Source organism: Variovorax sp. PBL-E5, from assembly GCF_901827185.1.
GTDB lineage: Bacteria > Pseudomonadota > Gammaproteobacteria > Burkholderiales > Burkholderiaceae_C > Variovorax.
The window spans coordinates 5,286,928-5,304,708 of sequence record NZ_LR594671.1 but is presented as its reverse complement, the minus strand read 5'-3'; the positions used below and the strand labels follow the sequence as shown (position 1 = coordinate 5,304,708).

Annotated in this window: 17 protein-coding genes; 12 read left to right on the top strand and 5 right to left on the bottom strand. The window is 68.3% G+C overall.

Features of this window, described 5'->3' with window-relative positions:
• Positions 1–111 precede the first annotated feature (111 nt).
• The 7 genes from WDLP6_RS25820 (at position 112) to WDLP6_RS25790 (ending at position 6,535) form a co-directional block, all read left to right on the top strand.
• Positions 112–393 (top strand): flagellar biosynthesis protein FlgA, encoded by a 282-nt coding sequence (locus tag WDLP6_RS25820; protein WP_162594654.1) that lies wholly within the window; start codon positions 112–114, stop codon positions 391–393.
• A gap of 45 nt (positions 394–438) precedes the next feature.
• A complete protein-coding gene (locus WDLP6_RS25815) occupies positions 439–1,614 on the top strand; it encodes a UxaA family hydrolase (RefSeq protein ID WP_162594653.1) in 1,176 nt (391 codons plus the stop codon).
• Positions 1,615–1,624: 10 nt separating this feature from the next.
• Complete coding sequence (locus tag WDLP6_RS25810; protein WP_162594652.1) at positions 1,625–2,554, top strand: hydroxyacid dehydrogenase; 930 nt, start codon at positions 1,625–1,627, stop codon at positions 2,552–2,554.
• A complete protein-coding gene (locus WDLP6_RS25805; protein WP_162594651.1) occupies positions 2,551–3,558 on the top strand; it encodes an Ldh family oxidoreductase in 1,008 nt (335 codons plus the stop codon). The genes WDLP6_RS25810 and WDLP6_RS25805 overlap by 4 nt, the downstream gene beginning before the upstream one ends.
• A gap of 34 nt (positions 3,559–3,592) precedes the next feature.
• Positions 3,593–4,576 carry a Bug family tripartite tricarboxylate transporter substrate binding protein gene (locus WDLP6_RS25800; protein ID WP_162595260.1) on the top strand — a complete coding sequence of 328 codons (984 nt, stop codon included), beginning with the start codon at positions 3,593–3,595 and terminating at the stop codon, positions 4,574–4,576.
• A gap of 134 nt (positions 4,577–4,710) precedes the next feature.
• Positions 4,711–5,511, top strand: a complete 801-nt coding sequence (locus WDLP6_RS25795) for a DUF1266 domain-containing protein (protein ID WP_162594650.1) — start codon at positions 4,711–4,713, stop codon at positions 5,509–5,511.
• Positions 5,512–5,554: 43 nt separating this feature from the next.
• Entirely contained in the window at positions 5,555–6,535 is a 981-nt protein-coding gene (locus WDLP6_RS25790) for an LLM class flavin-dependent oxidoreductase (protein ID WP_162594649.1), read from the top strand.
• A gap of 13 nt (positions 6,536–6,548) precedes the next feature.
• Here WDLP6_RS25790 and WDLP6_RS25785 read toward each other — a convergent pair whose 3' ends face one another.
• Together WDLP6_RS25785 and WDLP6_RS25780 are read right to left on the bottom strand one after the other, a co-directional pair.
• Positions 6,549–8,186: a WS/DGAT/MGAT family O-acyltransferase gene (locus tag WDLP6_RS25785; RefSeq protein WP_162594648.1), complete on the bottom strand. Its 1,638-nt coding sequence runs from the start codon at positions 8,184–8,186 to the stop codon at positions 6,549–6,551.
• Positions 8,183–9,922 (bottom strand): long-chain-fatty-acid--CoA ligase, encoded by a 1,740-nt coding sequence (locus tag WDLP6_RS25780; protein WP_162594647.1) that lies wholly within the window; start codon positions 9,920–9,922, stop codon positions 8,183–8,185. The genes WDLP6_RS25785 and WDLP6_RS25780 overlap by 4 nt, the downstream gene beginning before the upstream one ends.
• A 122-nt stretch (positions 9,923–10,044) precedes the next feature.
• On the opposite strand from WDLP6_RS25780, the gene mnmA reads away from it, so the two are divergent.
• On the top strand, positions 10,045–11,169 hold the full coding sequence (gene mnmA, locus WDLP6_RS25775) for a tRNA 2-thiouridine(34) synthase MnmA (protein ID WP_162594646.1): 1,125 nt from the start codon (positions 10,045–10,047) through the stop codon (positions 11,167–11,169).
• On the opposite strand, the gene WDLP6_RS25770 is transcribed toward mnmA, so the two are convergent.
• The 3 genes from WDLP6_RS25770 to WDLP6_RS25760 form a co-directional block, all read right to left on the bottom strand.
• Positions 11,166–11,648: an NUDIX hydrolase gene (locus WDLP6_RS25770; RefSeq protein WP_162569972.1), complete on the bottom strand. Its 483-nt coding sequence runs from the start codon at positions 11,646–11,648 to the stop codon at positions 11,166–11,168. The two genes, mnmA and WDLP6_RS25770, sit on opposite strands and share 4 nt — an antisense overlap.
• A gap of 16 nt (positions 11,649–11,664) precedes the next feature.
• Positions 11,665–12,099: a DUF4019 domain-containing protein gene (locus WDLP6_RS25765; RefSeq protein ID WP_232077323.1), complete on the bottom strand. Its 435-nt coding sequence runs from the start codon at positions 12,097–12,099 to the stop codon at positions 11,665–11,667.
• 86 nt (positions 12,100–12,185) lie between these two features.
• Positions 12,186–12,914: a response regulator transcription factor gene (locus WDLP6_RS25760; protein WP_162595259.1), complete on the bottom strand. Its 729-nt coding sequence runs from the start codon at positions 12,912–12,914 to the stop codon at positions 12,186–12,188.
• Positions 12,915–13,115: 201 nt separating this feature from the next.
• Here WDLP6_RS25760 and WDLP6_RS25755 point away from each other — a divergent pair, with 201 nt between their 5' ends.
• Genes WDLP6_RS25755 through WDLP6_RS25740 form a run of 4 tightly spaced genes read left to right on the top strand, consistent with a single transcriptional unit; the run spans position 13,116 to position 17,752 of the window.
• Positions 13,116–14,246 (top strand): Re/Si-specific NAD(P)(+) transhydrogenase subunit alpha, encoded by a 1,131-nt coding sequence (locus WDLP6_RS25755; protein WP_162594644.1) that lies wholly within the window; start codon positions 13,116–13,118, stop codon positions 14,244–14,246.
• 13 nt (positions 14,247–14,259) lie between these two features.
• Positions 14,260–14,586: an NAD(P) transhydrogenase subunit alpha gene (locus WDLP6_RS25750; RefSeq protein WP_162594643.1), complete on the top strand. Its 327-nt coding sequence runs from the start codon at positions 14,260–14,262 to the stop codon at positions 14,584–14,586.
• Positions 14,583–16,070 (top strand): NAD(P)(+) transhydrogenase (Re/Si-specific) subunit beta, encoded by a 1,488-nt coding sequence (locus tag WDLP6_RS25745; RefSeq protein ID WP_162594642.1) that lies wholly within the window; start codon positions 14,583–14,585, stop codon positions 16,068–16,070. The genes WDLP6_RS25750 and WDLP6_RS25745 overlap by 4 nt, the downstream gene beginning before the upstream one ends.
• Positions 16,070–17,752, top strand: a complete 1,683-nt coding sequence (locus WDLP6_RS25740) for a long-chain-fatty-acid--CoA ligase (RefSeq protein ID WP_162594641.1) — start codon at positions 16,070–16,072, stop codon at positions 17,750–17,752. The genes WDLP6_RS25745 and WDLP6_RS25740 overlap by 1 nt, the downstream gene beginning before the upstream one ends.
• Positions 17,753–17,781 lie beyond the last annotated feature (29 nt).

Below are 17,781 nucleotides of genomic sequence, written 5' to 3'. Positions count from 1 at the left end.
TCGTTGCCTACCCAAGACTCCTTCAAGTCATATGAATGACCTGTTTGACACTCGGAAATGGCAGCGCGGACACTCCGTGCACTGCAACTTTCAGTGAAACAGGAGACAACGATGATTCATTTCGTTTTGCACGACGCCAAGGACACGGTGGCCGTCGTCGTGGTCGAGGGCGTCAAGGCCGGCATGTCGCTCAACGGCTGGATCATGGACGAGGACAAGATGATCAGCGTCGACGCCACGCAGGACATCCCGATCGGCCACAAGGTCGCGCTGAAGGACATGAACCCTGGCGACACGGTGTGGAAATACGGCATCGACATGGGCCGTGTGGTCGCACCGATCAAGGCCGGCGGCCATGCCCATGTGCAGAACATCAAGACCAAGCGCTGGTAAGCGCGCGCGTTCACTCCTTCATCCCCATCCACGAAGAGATCCACCATGTCCGTCATTTCCAAAGACACCACCTTCCTCGGCTATCGGCGCGAGAACGGCCGCGTCGGCGTGCGCAACCACGTCATCATCCTGCCGCTGGACGACCTGTCCAATGCCGCCGCCGAAGCGGTCGCGCACAACATCAAGGGCGCGCTCGCGATCCCGCATCCCTACGGCCGGCTGCAGTTCGGCGCCGACCTCGACCTGCATTTCCGCACGCTGATCGGCGCCGGCTGCAACCCGAACGTGGCCGCGGTGGTCGTGATCGGCATCGAGGACAGCTGGACGCAGAAGGTGGTCGACGGCATCGCCGCCACCGGCAAGCCGGTCGCCGGCTTCGGCATCGAGGGCCATGGCGACCACGACACCATCCTGCGCGCCAGCAAGGTGGCGCGCGAATTCGTGCAGACGGCCAGCGAGAAGCAGCGCGAGCCCTGCGCCATCCACGAGCTCTGGGTCTCGACCAAGTGCGGCGAGAGCGACACCACCTCCGGCTGCGGCTCCAACCCGACCGTCGGCAACGCCTTCGACAAGCTCTACGAAACCGGCAACACGCTGGTGTTCGGCGAGACCTCCGAGATCACCGGCGGCGAGAGCATCGTGGCCGCACGCTGCCGCACGCCCGAGGTCAAGGAACGTTTCATGTTCATGTTCGACCGCTACCAGGACATGATCAACCGCCACAAGACCAGCGACCTCTCCGACTCGCAACCCACCAAGGGCAACATCGCGGGCGGCCTGACGACGATCGAGGAAAAGGCGCTCGGCAACATCCAGAAGATCGGCAAGAAATGCAGGGTCGACGGCGTGCTCGACAAGGCCGAGATGCCGACCGGTCCCGGCCTCTGGTTCATGGATTCGTCGAGCGCCGCGGCCGAGATGGTCACGCTGTGCGCGGCCTCGGGCTATGCGGTGCATTTCTTCCCCACCGGCCAGGGCAACGTGATCGGCAATCCGATCCTGCCGGTGATCAAGATCTGCGCCAACCCGCGCACCGTGCGTCTCATGAGCGAGCACGTCGACGTCGACACCGCGGGCCTCTTGCAGCGCGAGATGACGCTCGACCAGGCCGGCGACCAGCTGCTCGAATGCATGCTGCGCACCGCCAACGGGCGGCTCACCGCGGCGGAGGCGCTGGGCCATCGCGAGTTCGTGCTGACGCGCCTGTACGAATCGGCCTGAGCGGCGACGCATGACAAGGATCGTCATCGCCGAATTCATGGACGAGGCCGCGGTCGCGCAACTGCGCGCGCAGCACGACGTGCTGTACGACCCGACGCTGGTCGACGACGGCGCGCGCCTGCATCGCGAGGCGGCCGATGCCGATGCGCTGATCGTGCGCAACCGCACGCAGGTGCGCGGCGAGCTGCTCGCTGCGCTGGCGCGCTGCCGCGTGGTCGGGCGTCTCGGCGTCGGGCTCGACAACATCGACGTGGCCGGCTGCGAGGCGCGCGGGATGCGGGTGATCCCGGCCACCGGCGCCAATGCGCTCAGCGTGGCCGAGTATGTGATCGCGAGTGCGATGCTGCTGCTGCGCGGCGCCTACGCATCGACCGCGGCCGTGGCGGCCGGCCAGTGGCCGCGCCATGCGTTGTCGAACGGCCGCGAGCTCTCGGGCAAGACGCTGGGGCTGATCGGCTTCGGCTCGATCGGCCAGCTGACGGCGGGCATGGCGCGCGCGCTCGGCATGCGGGTGATCGCCTTCGACGCGATGATGGACGGCGCGCATCCGACCTTCGCCGAGAGCGGCGCGCGCTGCGTCGGGCTCGACGCGCTGGTGGCCGAGGCCGATGTCGTCAGCCTGCATGTGCCGCTGGTCGATTCGACGCGCCAGCTGTTCGATGCGGCGCGCATCGCGGCGATGAAGCCCGGCGCGGTGCTGATCAACAGCTCGCGCGGCGGCATCGTCGATGAAGCCGCGCTGGCCGAGGCGCTGCGTGCGGGCCGTCTCGGCGGTGCCGCGCTCGACGTGTTCGATGCCGAGCCGTTGGCCGCATCGCCGCACTTCGCGGACTGCCCCCATCTGCTGCTGACGCCGCACATCGCCGGCGTGACGGTCGAATCGAACGAGCGCGTGAGCAGCCTGGTCGCGCGCAAGGTGCTGGAGGCTTTGCACGCATGACGAAACTCACGCTGAACGAGGCGCGCGATGCGGTTGCCCGGGCCTTGCGCCTGGCCGGCGCCAACGAGACGATGGCGGCCGCGACGGCGCGCGCATTGGTGCTGGCCGAGGCCCAGGGCCTGGGCTCGCACGGGCTCGGCCGCGTCGCGCAGTACGCCACGCACCTGCGCAACGGGCGCGTGAATGGCGAGGCGCTGCCGACGCTGCGCCATGCCAAGGGCGGTGCCGCATTGATCGATGCGCACGAAGGCCTCGCCTTCGCGGCCTGCGAGATGGCGGTGACCGAGGCGATCGCGCGTGCGCGCACGTCGGGCATCAGCATCGCGGGCGTGGCCGACAGCCATCACTGCGGCGTGGTGGTCGACCATCTGCGCGCGGTCGCCGAGGCCGGCATGGTCGGGCTGGGCTTCGCCAATTCGCCAGCGGCGATGCCGGCCGCCGGCGGGCGGCATCCGATCTTCGGCACCAACCCGGTGGCGGCGGTGTTCCCGCGCCGCGCGGGCGAGCCGCTGATGATCGACCTCAGCCTGTCGGAGGTCGCGCGCGGCAAGCTGATGGTCGCGGCCAAGCAGGGCCAGCCGATTCCCTCGGGTTGGGCGCTCGACCGCGACGGCCAGCCGACCACCGATCCGAAGGCCGGCCTCGAAGGCTCGATGCTGCCGATCGGCGCCGCCAGCAGTCCCAAGGGCGCGATGCTGGCGCTGGTGGTCGAACTGCTGGTCACCGCGCTGATCGGCGCGCAGTTCGGCTTCGAGGCGTCGAGCTTCTTCAAGGACGAGGGCAACCGGCCGCGCATCGGCCAAGCCTTCATCGTCATCGATCCGGGCGCGCTGGCCGGCTCGGCGAGCTACCTCGACCGCATCGAGGTGCTGGTCGCCGAGATGTTGCGCGACGAGGGCGTGCGCCTGCCGGGCGCGCGGCGCGAGGCGCTGCGCCGGCGGGCCGAGCAGGACGGGCTCGATGTGCCCGACGCGTTGCTCGCGCAATGGCGCGCGCCGCGCTGAACCGCAGAACACCACAAGAAGGAGACAAGCCATGATGAAACGAAGAGACCTGTTGCAAGGCGCGGCCGCGCTGACCGCAACCGGCACGCTGGCGTGCGCGCCGGCATGGGCGCAGGGCAGCGACTACCCGCGGCCTGACGCGACGATCCGCTATGTGGTGCCTTTCCCGCCCGGCGGCCTGACGGACGTGATGGCGCGCCAGATCGGCCAGCAGCTCGGCGAGCACTGGAAGGTCAGCGTGGTCGTCGACAACAAGCCCGGCGGCAATGGCCAGATCGGCGCCGACCTGGTGGCCAAGGCCGCGCCCGACGGCAACACGCTGCTGGCGATCACGCTCACGCACGCGGCGAACGTGACGCTGTTTCCGAAGTCGCCGTTCAGCTTCCAGAAGGACCTGCGCCCGGTCGCGTTGCTGGCGGGCAGCCCGATGCTGATCGTGGTGCCCGAGGCCAGCCCGATCAGGACGCTGAAGGACCTGATGGAGCAGTCCAGGATGCGCCAGCTCAATGCCGGCTCCAGCGGCAACGGCACGCCGCCGCACCTGACGCTCGCGCTCTTCAACGACCTCAACAAGTCGAGCATCCAGCATGTGCCCTACAAGGGCGGCGCGCCGTCGATGACCGACCTGATCGGCGGCCAGCTCGACGTGATCTTCTCGAACTTCCCGGAATCGATTCCGCACGTGAAGGGCGGCAAGCTGCGCGCGCTGGCGATCGCGAGCAAGGCGCGCTATCCGTCCCTGCCCGAGGTGCCGACCACGGCCGAGGCCGGCATGCCGGAGCTGCAGGTCGAGAACTGGACCGGGATGATGGCGCCGGCCGGCATGCCCGAGGCCGCGGTGCGCAAGCTCGGCGCCGAGGTGCTGAAGATCGTGAGCGCCTCCGACTTCGAAGCGCGCGCCAGGCAGCAGGGCTTCGTGGTCGATGCGCGCGGGCCGGACCGCTTCGCCGCCTTCCTGACCGAGGAAATCGCGCGCTGGGCCCGCGTCATCCAGACCGCCAACATCCAGCCGAGCTGAGCTCTGCCCGTTGCTGCGGCGCAGCAGCGGCGCTTCATCGTTTCCCGCGCACTCCCCGGTATCATTTGCCGCAAGGCACGGGTCGACCTCGGCGCATCCAAGCGGCGGCGCGGCACCGGGTCAGGGAGTGGAAGATGGAATTCTTGTGGACGATGCTCGTCGGTGCGTTGCTGCTGCTTGCCTATTTCGGCTGGCGGCATTTCGAATGGACGACCCTGCGTCGCAGCGTGCCGCCGCCATGGATGCCGGCCGAGCAGGCCTCGGCGGACCAGTTGTTCGGTTGCCTGCTGAGCGCCAATCTCGCCGTGCTGGCCGATGACGACTTCAAGCAACTGTCGAGCGCGCTGTCGGCGTCGCGCAGCCGGCGCATGCTGGCCCAGCAGTGGAAGCTCAACATCGCCATCGAGTGCCGCCGCAAGATCGAGTCCTGGCTGGGTTCGCCCGGGGCGGCCGAAGCCGAGGAGCGCGAGGCCTGGGCCGCATGGCGTGAAGGGCGGCAGGTCGACTCCGACGCCTACCGCGCGCTGAGCAACGGCGTGGCCTTCCTGGCCGATGCCGGCATCGTCTCGGCCGAGAGCGTCGATGCGCGGCATCTCTCGATGGTGGCGTGGGACGTGCAGCAGGCCGCCTACGTGGTGCGCCTCGGCCGTGCGGCCGGCTACCTGTCGCGCTCGATGGCCGAAAGCGCGCTGGCCCGCCTGCAGCACGCCGCCCGGTCGCACTACATGTCGTGGACCGACTATTCGCTGTCGGCGATCCTGGGCATGGGCGTGCGTGGCCGCTTCGACCTTGTCGAGTGGCACCGTGTCGCGCAGAGCCACGAGCTGCTGCTGACGACGCATGCCGAACTGCTGCGGCGCGCCAGCTTTCGCAGGCGCCTGCCGGAGGCCGGCGCGATGGCGCCCGACGCCCGACGCACGGCAAGGCCCGAATAGCCCTGTGCGGGCCGGCTGCGCCGATTCGCGCCAAGATCGCGGGATGGTTCCGCTTTCCATCCTCGACCTTTCCCCGATCACCGAAGGCAGCGACGCCGCGCAGTCGTTCCGCAATTCGCTCAGCCTCGCGCAGCATGGCGAGCGGCTGGGCTACCGGCGCTACTGGCTGGCCGAGCACCACGGCATGCCGGGCATCGCGAGCGCGGCCACGGCCGTGCTGCTGGCCTACATCGGCGCCGGCACCTCGACGCTGCGCATCGGTGCCGGCGGCGTCATGCTGCCCAACCATTCGCCGCTGGTGATCGCCGAGCAGTTCGGCACGCTCGCCTCGCTGTACCCGGGGCGCGTCGACCTCGGCCTCGGGCGCGCGCCCGGTTCCGACCAGCGCACCGCGCGCGCGCTGCGGCGCGACCTGCAATCCGATGCCGACCAGTTTCCGCAGGACGTGGTCGAGCTGATGGACTTCATGTCGAAGGAACCGAGGCAGGCGGTGCGCGCGGTGCCGGGCATGGGGCTCGAGGTGCCGGTCTGGATCCTCGGCTCGAGCACCTTCGGCGCGCAGCTGGCGGCGCACCTGGGCCTGCCCTATGCCTTCGCCTCGCACTTCGCGCCGCAGCAGCTGATGCAGGCGATCCGGATCTACCGCGAGACCTTCAAGCCCTCGGCACAGCTCGACAGGCCCTACGTGATGCTCGGCTTCAACGTGTTCGCGGCCGACACCGAGGAGGAGGCCGCGTTCCGCGCGACCTCCTGGCAGCAGGCCTTCGTGAACCTGCGCAGCGGCCGGCCCGGCCGGCTGCCGCCGCCGGTGGCCGGCTACCGGGACAAGGTCGGCCCGGCGGAGAACGCACTGCTGGATTCGGTGCTGTCGTGCTCCGCGGTCGGCGCGCCGGCGACGGTGAAGGCGAGGCTGCAAGAGTTCGTCGCCCAGACCGGCGCGGACGAACTGATGATCACCTCGCAGGTGTTCGACCACCAGGCGCGGCTGAAGTCCTACGAGATCGTGGCCGGGCTGGGCGCCTGAGGCCGGCCTTCGATCAGTTCAAGCTCGCGGCGCGCTTCGCGGAAGGCGTCGCCGTCTTGTGCGGCGCGGGCCTCGTCGCATTGCCGCGAACCGCCTTGGCCGCGACCTTCTTCGCACCTGCCGCCTTGCCGGCCACCGTCTTTTTTCTCGCGGGCTTGCGTGCCGCTGCGGGTGCCGGTTCTGCTGCGGGCGCAACGGCGGCAGCCGCGGGCGAAGCTTTTGCCGCCGCGTCGCCATGCCTGGCCGTCACCAGCCCCAGCAGCTTCTTGTGCTCGGCCACCACGTAGTCCGCAAGGTCGGCGATGTCCGGCACCGCGCGCCGGCAGGCCGTGAGGCCGAACTCGAGCGAGCCGTTGTAGCTCTGCACCGTCATGTTCAGCGCCATGCCGTGGCCCGGGATCGACACCGGGTAGTAGGTCGCGAGCTTGGCGCCCGCGAAGTAGAGCGGGAACGAGGGCCCGGGCACGTTGGAGATCGCGACGTTGGCCATCGGCGGCAGTTTGTCCGGCAGCCCCGAGCGGCCGTAGAGCGCCGCCAGCCCGGCCATCAGCGAAGGCACCCCGAGCGAGGGGAAGTCGGTCGGTATCGCGGCCTTGACGTTGCCGGTGAGCTTCTTGCCTTCGCTGGACGAGTCGTGGATCGCGGCCAGCCGCTCCAGCGGGTCGCTGATGTCGGTCGCCAGGCTCACCAGCATCATCGACACCTGGTTGTTGAGGTCGGTGTTGCCTTCGCTGCGCAGCGACACCGGCACCGCGGCCATCAGCGGCTTGGCGGGCCGGCAGTCGTAGTCGGCCAGGTAGCGCTTGAGCGCGCCGGCGCAGATGGCCAGCACGATGTCGTTGAGGCTGGTGCCGGTGGCCTTGGCCATCTGCTTGATCTCGGCCAGCGGCACCGAGCGGCCGGCGAAGGAGCGCTGGTTGGTGATCGAGACATTGAGCGGCGTGCGCGGCGCGGCCTTGAAGCTCTTGGGCAGTTCGAAGCTGCGCTGGCCCGTCGTCTCCGACACCGGCATCAGCACGCTCGAGATCGCCTTGGCGGTGGCCGGGATCGACTTGATCAGCTTCACGTACTGCTGCATGGTGTTGGTCAGCGCGGCGCTCGCGAGTTCGGCCACGCCGAGCTGCGATGAGTTGGCGCGGCGGTTGGCGCGCGGCACCTTGATCGGCGCCGGGTTCTCCGAGATGTCGAACAGCGCCTTCGCCACCGCGACGCCGGCCTGGCCGTCGATCGCCGCGTGGTGCATCTTGCTGTAGAGCGCGACCTGGCCCGACTGCAGGCCTTCGATGATGTGGATCTCCCACAGCGGACGGCTGCGGTCCAGCAGCGACGAGTGCAGCCGCCCGACGAGCCGCTCGAGCTGCGCCAGCGTGCCGGGCCGCGGCATGATCACGTGATGGATGTGGTGGTCGAGGTCGAGATCGTCGTCGTCCACCCAGACCGGGTTGGCGAGGTCGAAGGGCATCATCGCCAGCTTGCGCACGAACACCGAGGCCAGGTGCAGCCGCCCGCTCAGGTATTTCTTCGCGTCCTCGGCGAAGTCGCCCTGGTAGCCGGGCGGCAGGTCGATCAGCTGCAGGCTGCCCACGTGCATGGGCGACTCCGGGGTTTCGAGGTGCAGGAACGATGCGTCCATGCCGCTGAGATGAATCATGTCGTGCTCCTTGGCGATGCCGCCTGTGCGCGCTTGCGCTCTTCCTCGTCGACCAGATCCTTCTTCGACAGCTTGCCGACCGCGGTCTTGGGCAGCTCGTCGCGGATCTCCATCGCGCCCACCATCTCGTGCTTGCCCAGGCGGTCCTTCAGGAACAGCTTGAACTCGTCGAGTGTGAACGCGGGCGCGCCTTCCTTCAACTTGATGAAGGCCTTGGGCGACTGGCCGCGGTATTCGTCGGGGATGCCGATCACGCAGACCTCGGCGATGCTCGGGTGTTCGTACATCGCTTCCTCGAGCACGCGCGGGTAGACGTTGTAGCCGCCGCACAGCAGCATGTCCTTGGTGCGGTCGACGATGAAGAAGAAGCCGTCGGCATCCATCTTCGCGACGTCGCCGCTGCGGAAGTAGCCGTCGGGCGTCATCGCCGCGGCGGTCGCGGCCTCGCTCTTCCAGTAGCCCTTCATCACGTTCGGGCCGCGGATGCAGAGCTCGCCGGGCTCGCCGAGCGCGACCTCCTTCGACGGGTCGTCCAGGCTCATGAGCTTCAGGCGGATGCCCGGCAGCGGCATGCCGCAGGAGCCGGCCTTGCGCATGCCGCGCGCGGGCGTGAAGGTGCCGGTGGGCGAGGTCTCGGTCATGCCCCAGCCCTCGTTCAGATGGCAGCCGGTGAGCTCGAAGAAGCGGTGTTCGATCTCGACCGGCAGCGGCGCGCCGCCCGAGCCGCAGAACCTGAGCGAACGCAGGTTCATCGTCGCCGCCTTCGGATGGTTGACGATCGCCGTGAACATCGTCGGCACGCCGGGGAAGAGCGTGATCTGCTTGTCCGCGAGGTCCTTCATCACCGCGTCGAGGTCGAAGCGGGTGTGCAGCACCAGGTGCGCGCCCAGGCGCAGGCCGAGCAGCATGTTGACGCTCAGCGAGTAGATGTGAAAGAGCGGCAGCACGACCAGGATGCGCTCGACGCCTTCCTGCAGGATCGGCGGGTCGCCCTGCGTCGATTCGAAGTACTGCGCGCAGGCCGACGACAGGTTGGCATGCGTGAGCATCGCGCCCTTCGGCAGCCCGGTCGTGCCGCCGGTGTACTGCAGCACCACGATGGCGTCTTCCAGCGGGCCGAGCGGATGCGGCTGGTAGCGGCCGTCGTTCTGCAGCAGCTGCGTGAACGGCAGGTGCCGGTCGTCCTGCGGCACGGCCGCCAGCTGGCCCGAGGCCTGCAGGTGCGCACGCACTGCATCGGGCGCCGCGCCGTAGTCGGTGAGACTGCCGACGATCAGCTTCTTCAGGCGCGAATGGTCGAGCAGCCGGGCCATCTGCGGATAGAGCGAGGCCAGGTCGAGCGTGACCAGGATGTCGGTCTCGCTGTCCTCGACCTTGTGCGCCAGCACGCGCTCGACGTCGAGCGGCGAGTAGTTCACCACTGTGCCGCCGGCCTTCAGCACCGCGAAGAAGGCGATCGGATAGTGCGGCGTGTTCGGCAGGAACAGGCCGACATGGACGCCGGGCCCGACGCCCAGCGCCTGCAGGCCCTTGGCTGCGCGGTCGACGGCCTCGCCCAGCGTGCGGTAGTCGAGGACCTGGCCCATGAATTCGATCGCCGGCCGCTCGGGCCAGCGCGCCACCGCCTCGTCGAAGATCTGCTGCACCGGCTTTTGCGGCAGCTCGGCATCCCAGCGCATGCCGGCGGGATAGGAGCGGGTCCAGGGCGTCGTGCTGGAAGGCGAGGTCGTGACCATGGTTTGTCTCCAGGTTTGGCCGTCCATTGTGGGTGGGTGCGTCCCGCGCGCGTGTCACCTTCGGGTCGGTGATTTCCCGGATGCCGGCACCGGCTTGGCCGGCCTGGGACAATCGCCGGCCTATGAAGAAGCAGCGCATCGTGGTGGGTCTGAGCGGCGGAGTGGATTCCGCGGTCACCGCGCACCTGCTGAAACAGCAGGGTCACGAGGTCATCGGCATCTTCATGAAGAACTGGGAAGACGACGACGACAGCGAATACTGCTCGTCGAACATCGACTTCATCGATGCGGCGAGCGTGGCCGACGTGCTGGGCATCGAGATCGAGCATGTCAATTTCGCGGCCGACTACAAGGACCGCGTGTTCGCCGAGTTCCTGCGCGAATACCAGGCCGGCCGCACGCCCAATCCCGACGTGCTGTGCAATGCCGAGATCAAGTTCAAGGCCTTCCTCGACCATGCGATGCGGCTGGGTGCCGAGAAGATCGCCACCGGCCACTACGCGCGCGTGCGGCTGAACGAGGCCAGCGGCCGGCACGAGTTGCTCAAGGGGCTGGACCCGGCCAAGGATCAGAGCTATTTCCTGCACCGGCTCGACCAGCAGCAGCTTGCGAAGACGCTGTTCCCGGTGGGCGAGCTGCACAAGACCGAGGTGCGCCGCATCGCCGCCGAGATCGGCCTGCCAAACGCGAAGAAGAAGGACTCGACCGGCATCTGCTTCATCGGCGAGCGCCCGTTTCGCGAGTTCCTCAACCGCTACATCTCGAAGGAGCCCGGGCCGATCAAGGACGAGCGCGGCCGGCGCATCGGCGAGCACCAGGGCCTGAGCTTCTACACGCTGGGCCAGCGCCAGGGGCTGGGCATCGGCGGCATCAAGGCCAAGGGCGCGCAGCGCGGCGCGGGCGAGCACGCGCCGTGGTTCGTCGCGCGCAAGGACGTGGCCAGCAACACGCTCTGGGTGGTGCAGGGCCATGGCCATCCGTGGCTGCTGTCGCCGGCGCTGGTGGCGGACGATGCGAGCTGGGTCGCAGGCCACGCGCCGGCGGCGGGCGCCTACGCGGCCAAGTCGCGCTATCGCCAGGCCGATGCGGGCTGTGCGCTGGGCGAAGGCGCCAACGGCGCGTTCCGGCTCGCGTTCGCCGAGCCGCAATGGGCGGTGACGCCGGGCCAGTCGGCGGTGCTGTATCAGGGCGAGGTCTGCCTGGGCGGCGGAGTGATCGCGAGCGCGGACGGAGCTGTCGCCAGCTAACGATCCCGCTCGGGCGCCGTCACCGAGGCGTGCACATGGATCAGTTCCAGCGGGTAGCGCTGACCCGCCAGATAGTCCTCCACGCATTGCAGCAGCAGCGGGCTGCGGTGCCGCGCCGTGCTGGCGCGGATTTCTTCGGCCGTCATCCACAGGGTGCGCACGATGCCGTGGTCGAGCGCGCGGCCCGGATCGCGCGCGCCCAGCGTGCCGGCGAAAGCGAAACGCAGGTAGGTGATGTCTTCGGATTGCCGCGCGCGGGCCATGTAGATGCCGAGCAGCGCCGTGGGCGTGAAGTGGTGGGCCGTCTCTTCCAGCGTTTCGCGGGCGCAGCCTTCGGCCGGCGACTCGCCGCGGTCGAGATGGCCGGCGGGCGTGTTGAGCCGCAGGCCGTCGGCGGTTTCTTCCTCGACCAGGAGGAAGCGGCCGTCCTGCTCGATCACCGCGGCCACGGTGGCGTTCGGCTTCCAGCGCTCGTCCATGGGGGTGTCAGTGGGCCTAGCGGAGGACATAGCCCGAGAAGCGCCAGACCCCGTCGTTGTCCAGGTGGAAGCTCACGAGCTCGTGCCTGGTCCCCGGCGCCTTGCCGGCGAAGCGGGTTTCGTATTCGACGCTGACGTACTGGCCGGCCAGCTCGGCATCGCCGTTGCCGACGACCTGGCGGTTGATGGCGACCCAGGTGCGCTGCAGCGCGCCGCCCAGCGGCGTGCGCACCTTGGCGATCTGGGAGATGAAATCGGCGCGGTTGACATGCGTCTTGGCGCCTGCGGCGGCGCCGTCCCAGAGTTCGCCGGCCTTGTTCTGGTCGATCATCTGGACCACCTGCAATCCGCCGCGCACCATGTCGCTGGGCTCCACGTCCTGCGCGGCTGCGACGTGCAGCCAACTGCACAGCAGCAAGGCAAGCGCCCATGGTTTCATCATTCGGCTCATCGTCGTCATTCCTCTCGGTTGCCATTTGCTTCGGCGTTCGCGCCGCAGCGGCTGAAAAGGCAGGAGCAACTGCCACTGTATATCGTTCATTCGTCTGCGTTCGACCAGCGGCCGAGCGGCATGAGCGCGTCGCCGTCGATCGCTTCGAAGCGATAGCCCAGGCCATAGACGGCCGACAGGAGAAAGCCGTTGGAGGGGGTCAGTTCGAGCTTGCTGCGAAGGCGCGAGATGTGCGTATCGAGCGAGCGCGAGAACGGCTCCAGGCTGTCGCCCCAGACGGCTTGCCGCAGGTGGTCGCGCGGCAGCAGGCGGCCGAGGTTCTGGAACAGGAAGCGCGCCAGCTCGTACTCGCGATGGCTCAGTTCGACCGCTTTGCCCCGGACCTTCAGGGTGCGCGTCGCGGCGCAGAAGCGGTAGGCGCCGAACAGTTGCTCGGGCTCGTGCGGGCCGGGGTAGGTGCGTCGAAGCAGCGCGCCGACCCGCGCCTGGAGCTCGCCGACGCGAATCGGCTTGACGGTGAAATCGTCCGCGCCGGCCGCCATGCCGTCGATCATGTCCTTCTCGTCGTGGCGGTCGACCAGGAACAGGATGGGCAGGCGGCTGTCGAGCTGTTCGCGGATCCAGCTGACGAGGCCCAGCCCCCGGGTATCGGCGAGATTCCATTCGAGGATCAGAAGGTCGAAGCCCCGCTCGGGCAATTCGCGCAGCAGCGATTTGCCATCGCGAAAGCCACGGCACACGTGGCCAACGCTCTCCATCGCGTGCTGGATGAGGTCGCGCTGGCGCGCCTCGCCGTCGAGCGCTGCAATTCGCATGTCCATTCCCTGTATCTCGTTGTGTCGCGTCGCCGGCCTTCCGGGTGCCGTTTGCGTGCGAAGGCTCAGTGTACATATGGATGCAATTGCGAGCCAGCCTGTGGCGGCCCGACTGCAGATCCGGTGCCGCGCGGCGGCAGAAGTGCCCGCTTCTTCATGTAAGCTCTGCCGCGAATTACAACGCTGCCCGAGGAGAATCCCATGCTGATAGGCGTGCCGAGCGAGACTTGGCCAGGAGAAACCCGCGTCGCCGCCACGGCGGAGACGGTGAAGAAGCTGGTGGCGCAAGGCCATGCGCTGCGCGTGCAGGGCGGCGCCGGCGTGGCTGCGAGCCTGACCGATGCGGCCTACGAAGCGGCCGGTGCGCAGATCACCGATGCGGCAGGCGCGCTCGGCTGCGACGTCGTGCTCAAGGTGCGCAGCCCCTCGGAGGCCGAACTCCGGGCCATGAAGCGCGGCGCCGTGCTCGTGGGCATGCTCAACCCCTTCGATGCGCCCGGCCTGCAACGCCTGGCCTCGGCGGGCCTGAGCGCCTTCGCCCTCGAAGCCGCCCCGCGCACCACCCGCGCGCAGAGCATGGACGTGCTCTCATCGCAGGCCAACATCGCCGGCTACAAGGCCGTCATCCTCGCGGCGCACCACTACCAGCGCTTCTTCCCCATGCTCATGACAGCGGCCGGCACGGTGAAGGCCGCCCGCGTCGTCATCCTGGGCGTCGGCGTCGCCGGCCTGCAGGCGATTGCCACCGCCAAGCGCCTTGGGGCAGTGATCGAAGCCAGCGACGTGCGCCCCAGCGTCAAGGAACAGATCGAGTCCCTCGGCGGCAAGTTCATCGAAGTCTCCTACGACACCGACGAAGAGAAGGAAGCCGCCGTCGGCGTCGGCGGCTACGCCAAGCCCATGCCCGCCAGCTGGCTGGCGCGCCAGCAGGTCGAAGTCGCCAAGCGCGTGGCCCTGGCCGACATCGTCATCAGCACCGCCCTCATCCCCGGGCGCGCCGCGCCCACCCTCGTCACCGAGGACATGGTCAAGTCCATGAAGCCCGGATCGGTCATCGTCGACATCGCCGCCGGCAAGGGCCCCGACGGCGTGGGCGGCAACTGCCCGCTGTCCGAAGCCGACAAGACGGTGGTCAAGCACGGCATCACCATCGTCGGCGAGACCAACCTCGCCGCCATGGTCGCCGCCGACGCCTCCGCCCTCTACGCGCGCAACGTCCTCGACTTCCTCAAGCTCATCCTGCCCAAGGACGGCGGCCTGAAGATCGACCTCGAAGACGACATCGTCGCCGCCTGCCGCATGGCGCAGGACGGCCAAGTGACCCGGAAGTGACCAAGGAACAGCCATGGACCCCGTCTCCCACACCGTCATCAACCTGATCATCTTCGTGCTGGCCATCTACGTGGGCTACCACGTCGTCTGGACCGTCACCCCGGCCCTGCACACCCCGCTGATGGCCGTCACCAACGCCATCTCGGCCATCGTCATCGTCGGCGCCATGCTGGCCGCTGCCCTCACCGAAACCGGCCTTGGCAAGACCATGGGCGTGCTGGCCGTGGCGCTGGCCGCGGTCAATGTCTTCGGCGGCTTCCTGGTCACCCGGCGCATGCTGGAGATGTTCAAGAAGAAGGAACGCAAGGCGCCGGCCGCGGGCAAGGAGTCCGCGCCATGAGCATGAACGTCGTCACGCTGCTGTACCTCATTGCGAGCGTCTGCTTCATCCAGGCTCTGAAGGGGCTGAGCCATCCCACGACATCGATCCGCGGCAACCTCTTCGGCATGGTCGGCATGACCATCGCCATCCTGACCACGGCCGCCCTGATCGTGCAGCTGGCCGGTGGCCGGCTCGCCGGCATGGCCTGGGTGCTCTTGGGCCTGGTGGTGGGCGGCGGCTACGGCGCCTGGCGCGCCAAGACCGTCGAGATGACCCAGATGCCCGAGCTGGTGGCCTTCTTCCACAGCATGATCGGCCTCGCAGCCGTCTTCATCGCCGTGGCCGCCGTCGCCGAGCCCTGGGCCTTCGCCATCACCCCGCTGCCCGTGGCCGCCAGCGTCGGCGTGCCCACGCCCGACGGCGCCGTGGTCATCGACGGCTTCCTGCGCTATGCGATCCCCGGCGGCAACCGGCTGGAGCTGTTCCTGGGGGCGGCCATCGGCGCCATCACCTTCAGCGGCTCCGTCATCGCCTTCGGCAAGCTCTCGGGCAAGTACAAGTTCCGCCTGTTCCAGGGTGCGCCGGTCCAGTTCAAGGGGCAGCATCTGCTCAACCTCGTGCTGGGCCTGCTGACCATCGCGCTCGGCCTGGTCTTCGTCGCCACCGAGAGCTGGGGCGCCTTCTTCGCCATGCTGATCCTGGCCTTCGTGATGGGCGTGCTGATCATCATCCCGATCGGCGGCGCCGACATGCCGGTGGTCGTCTCGATGCTCAACAGCTACTCGGGCTGGGCGGCCGCGGGCATCGGCTTCAGCCTGAACAACGCGATGCTGATCGTGGCGGGCAGTCTGGTGGGCAGCTCGGGTGCGATCCTGAGCTACATCATGTGCAAGGCCATGAACCGGTCTTTCTTCAACGTGATCCTGGGCGGCTTCGGCGGCGAAGCGGCCACGGCCTCGACCGGCGCCAAGGAGCAGCGTCCCGTCAAGAGCGGCAGCGCCGACGATGCGGCCTTCGTTCTCGGCAATGCGGAGACGGTGGTGATCGTGCCGGGCTATGGGCTCGCGGTCGCGAGAGCGCAGCATGCGGTGAAGGAACTGGCCCAGAAGCTCACCGACAAGGGCATCACGGTCAAGTACGCGATCCATCCGGTGGCCGGTCGCATGCCGGGGCACATGAACGTGCTGCTGGCCGAGGCCGAGGTCCCTTACGACCAGGTCTTCGAGATGGAAGACATCAACGGCGAGTTCGGCCAGGTGGACGTGGCGATCATCCTGGGGGCCAACGACGTGGTGAACCCGGCCGCGCACGTGAAGGGCAGCCCGATCTACGGCATGCCGATCCTGGAGGCGTACAAGGCCAAGACGGTGATCGTGAACAAGCGCTCCATGGCCGCGGGCTATGCGGGGCTGGACAACGAACTCTTCTACATGGACAAGACCATGATGGTGTTCGGCGATGCCAAGAAGGTGGTCGAGGACATGGGCAAGGCGATCGAGTGATGCAGGCGCGCCCCTGGCTCGGCAGCTATCCGCCCGGCGTGCCGGCGGACATCGATGCGTCGCGCTATGCGTCGCTGGTCGCGCTCATGGAGGAGAGCTTCTCCAAGTACGCCGACCGCGTCGCCTACAGCTTCATGGGCCGTGACCTGCGCTACGGCGAAATCGACAAGCTGAGCCGGGCCTTCGGCGCCTGCCTGCAGGGCCTCGGCCTCGCCAAGGGCGACCGGGTCGCGGTGATGATGCCCAACTGCCCGCAGTACCCGATCGCGGTGGCCGGCATCCTGCGCGCCGGGCTGATCCTGGTCAACGTCAACCCGCTCTACACGCCGCGCGAGCTGGAGCATCAGCTCAAGGACTCGGGCGCCAAGGCGATCGTGATCATGGAGAACTTCGGCGTCACGCTGCAGCAGTGCATCGAGGCGACGCCGGTCAAGCACGTGGTGCTGGCCTCGATGGGCGACCGCCTCGGCCTCCTGAAGGGCACGCTGGTCAACTACGTGGTGCGCCACGTCAAGAAGCTGGTGCCGGCCTTCAGCCTGCCGGGCGCGCTGCGCTTCAACCACGCGCTCGAAAAGGGCGCGGCCCGCACGCTGCAGCCGCCCGCGGTCGGGCCCGACGATGTCGCGGTGCTGCAGTACACCGGCGGCACGACCGGCGTCTCGAAGGGCGCGGTGCTGCTGCACCGCAACGTGATCGCCAACGTGCTGCAGTCCGAGGCCTGGAACGAGCCGGTCATGCAGAAGGTGCCGGCCGGCGAGCAGCCGACCAGCGTCTGTGCGCTGCCGCTCTATCACATCTTCGCATTCACCGTGGGCATGATGCTCACCATGCGCACCGGCGGCAAGCTGATCCTGATCCCCAATCCGCGCGACCTCGCGGCCGTGCTGAAGGAACTCTCGCAGCACACCTTCCACAGCTTCCCGGCGGTCAACACGCTGTTCAACGGCCTCGCGAACCATCCCGATTTCGGCACCGTCAACTGGAAGAACCTCAAGGTCTCGGTCGGCGGCGGCATGGCGGTGCAGGGCGCGGTGGCCAAGCTCTGGCTCGAGAAGACGGGCTGCCCGATCTGCGAGGGCTACGGCCTGTCCGAGACCTCGCCTTCGGCCACCTGCAACCCGACCACCAGCACCGCCTACACCGGCACCATCGGCGTGCCGCTGCCCAGCACCTGGATCACGCTGCTCGACGACGACGGCCATGAGGTGCCGACCGGCCAGCCCGGCGAGATCGCCATCAAGGGCCCGCAGGTGATGGCCGGCTACTGGCAGCGCCCCGACGAGACCGCCAAGGTCATGACGGCCGACGGCTACTTCAAGTCCGGCGACATCGGCGTGGTCGATGAGCGCGGCTACTTCAAGATCGTCGACCGCAAGAAGGACATGATCCTGGTCTCGGGCTTCAACGTCTACCCGAACGAGATCGAGGATGTGGTGGCCCAGATCCCCGGCGTGCTCGAATGCGCCGCCGTCGGCATCCCCGACGAGAAGACCGGCGAGGCGGTGAAGCTGGTGATCGTCAAGAAGGACCCCGCGCTCACCGAAGCCCAGGTGCGCGAGTTCTGCCGCGCGAACCTCACCGGCTACAAGCAGCCGCGCGTGATCGAGTTCCGCACCGACCTGCCGAAGACGCCGGTCGGCAAGATCCTGCGCCGCGAACTGCGCGACAACAACAGGAAGTAGTAAGGGTTCGGCCGGGGACCGGCCTCGGC

Bases quoted from the DNA above. Each gene is read 5' to 3' on its own strand.
- WDLP6_RS25790 (WP_162594649.1), top strand. From the start codon at position 5,555: ATGGTTCCGCTTTCCATCCTCGACCTTTCCCCGATCACCGAAGGCAGC.
- mnmA (WP_162594646.1), top strand. From the start codon at position 10,045: ATGAAGAAGCAGCGCATCGTGGTGGGTCTGAGCGGCGGAGTGGATTCC.
- WDLP6_RS25770 (WP_162569972.1), bottom strand. From the start codon at position 11,648: ATGGACGAGCGCTGGAAGCCGAACGCCACCGTGGCCGCGGTGATCGAG.
- WDLP6_RS25755 (WP_162594644.1), top strand. From the start codon at position 13,116: ATGCTGATAGGCGTGCCGAGCGAGACTTGGCCAGGAGAAACCCGCGTC.
- WDLP6_RS25760 (WP_162595259.1), bottom strand. From the start codon at position 12,914: ATGCGAATTGCAGCGCTCGACGGCGAGGCGCGCCAGCGCGACCTCATC.
- WDLP6_RS25805 (WP_162594651.1), top strand. From the start codon at position 2,551: ATGACGAAACTCACGCTGAACGAGGCGCGCGATGCGGTTGCCCGGGCC.
- WDLP6_RS25800 (WP_162595260.1), top strand. From the start codon at position 3,593: ATGAAACGAAGAGACCTGTTGCAAGGCGCGGCCGCGCTGACCGCAACC.
- WDLP6_RS25765 (WP_232077323.1), bottom strand. From the start codon at position 12,099: ATGAGCCGAATGATGAAACCATGGGCGCTTGCCTTGCTGCTGTGCAGT.
- WDLP6_RS25780 (WP_162594647.1), bottom strand. From the start codon at position 9,922: ATGGTCACGACCTCGCCTTCCAGCACGACGCCCTGGACCCGCTCCTAT.
- WDLP6_RS25815 (WP_162594653.1), top strand. From the start codon at position 439: ATGTCCGTCATTTCCAAAGACACCACCTTCCTCGGCTATCGGCGCGAG.
- WDLP6_RS25745 (WP_162594642.1), top strand. From the start codon at position 14,583: ATGAGCATGAACGTCGTCACGCTGCTGTACCTCATTGCGAGCGTCTGC.
- WDLP6_RS25740 (WP_162594641.1), top strand. From the start codon at position 16,070: ATGCAGGCGCGCCCCTGGCTCGGCAGCTATCCGCCCGGCGTGCCGGCG.
- WDLP6_RS25820 (WP_162594654.1), top strand. From the start codon at position 112: ATGATTCATTTCGTTTTGCACGACGCCAAGGACACGGTGGCCGTCGTC.
- WDLP6_RS25795 (WP_162594650.1), top strand. From the start codon at position 4,711: ATGGAATTCTTGTGGACGATGCTCGTCGGTGCGTTGCTGCTGCTTGCC.
- WDLP6_RS25750 (WP_162594643.1), top strand. From the start codon at position 14,260: ATGGACCCCGTCTCCCACACCGTCATCAACCTGATCATCTTCGTGCTG.
- WDLP6_RS25785 (WP_162594648.1), bottom strand. From the start codon at position 8,186: ATGATTCATCTCAGCGGCATGGACGCATCGTTCCTGCACCTCGAAACC.
- WDLP6_RS25810 (WP_162594652.1), top strand. From the start codon at position 1,625: ATGACAAGGATCGTCATCGCCGAATTCATGGACGAGGCCGCGGTCGCG.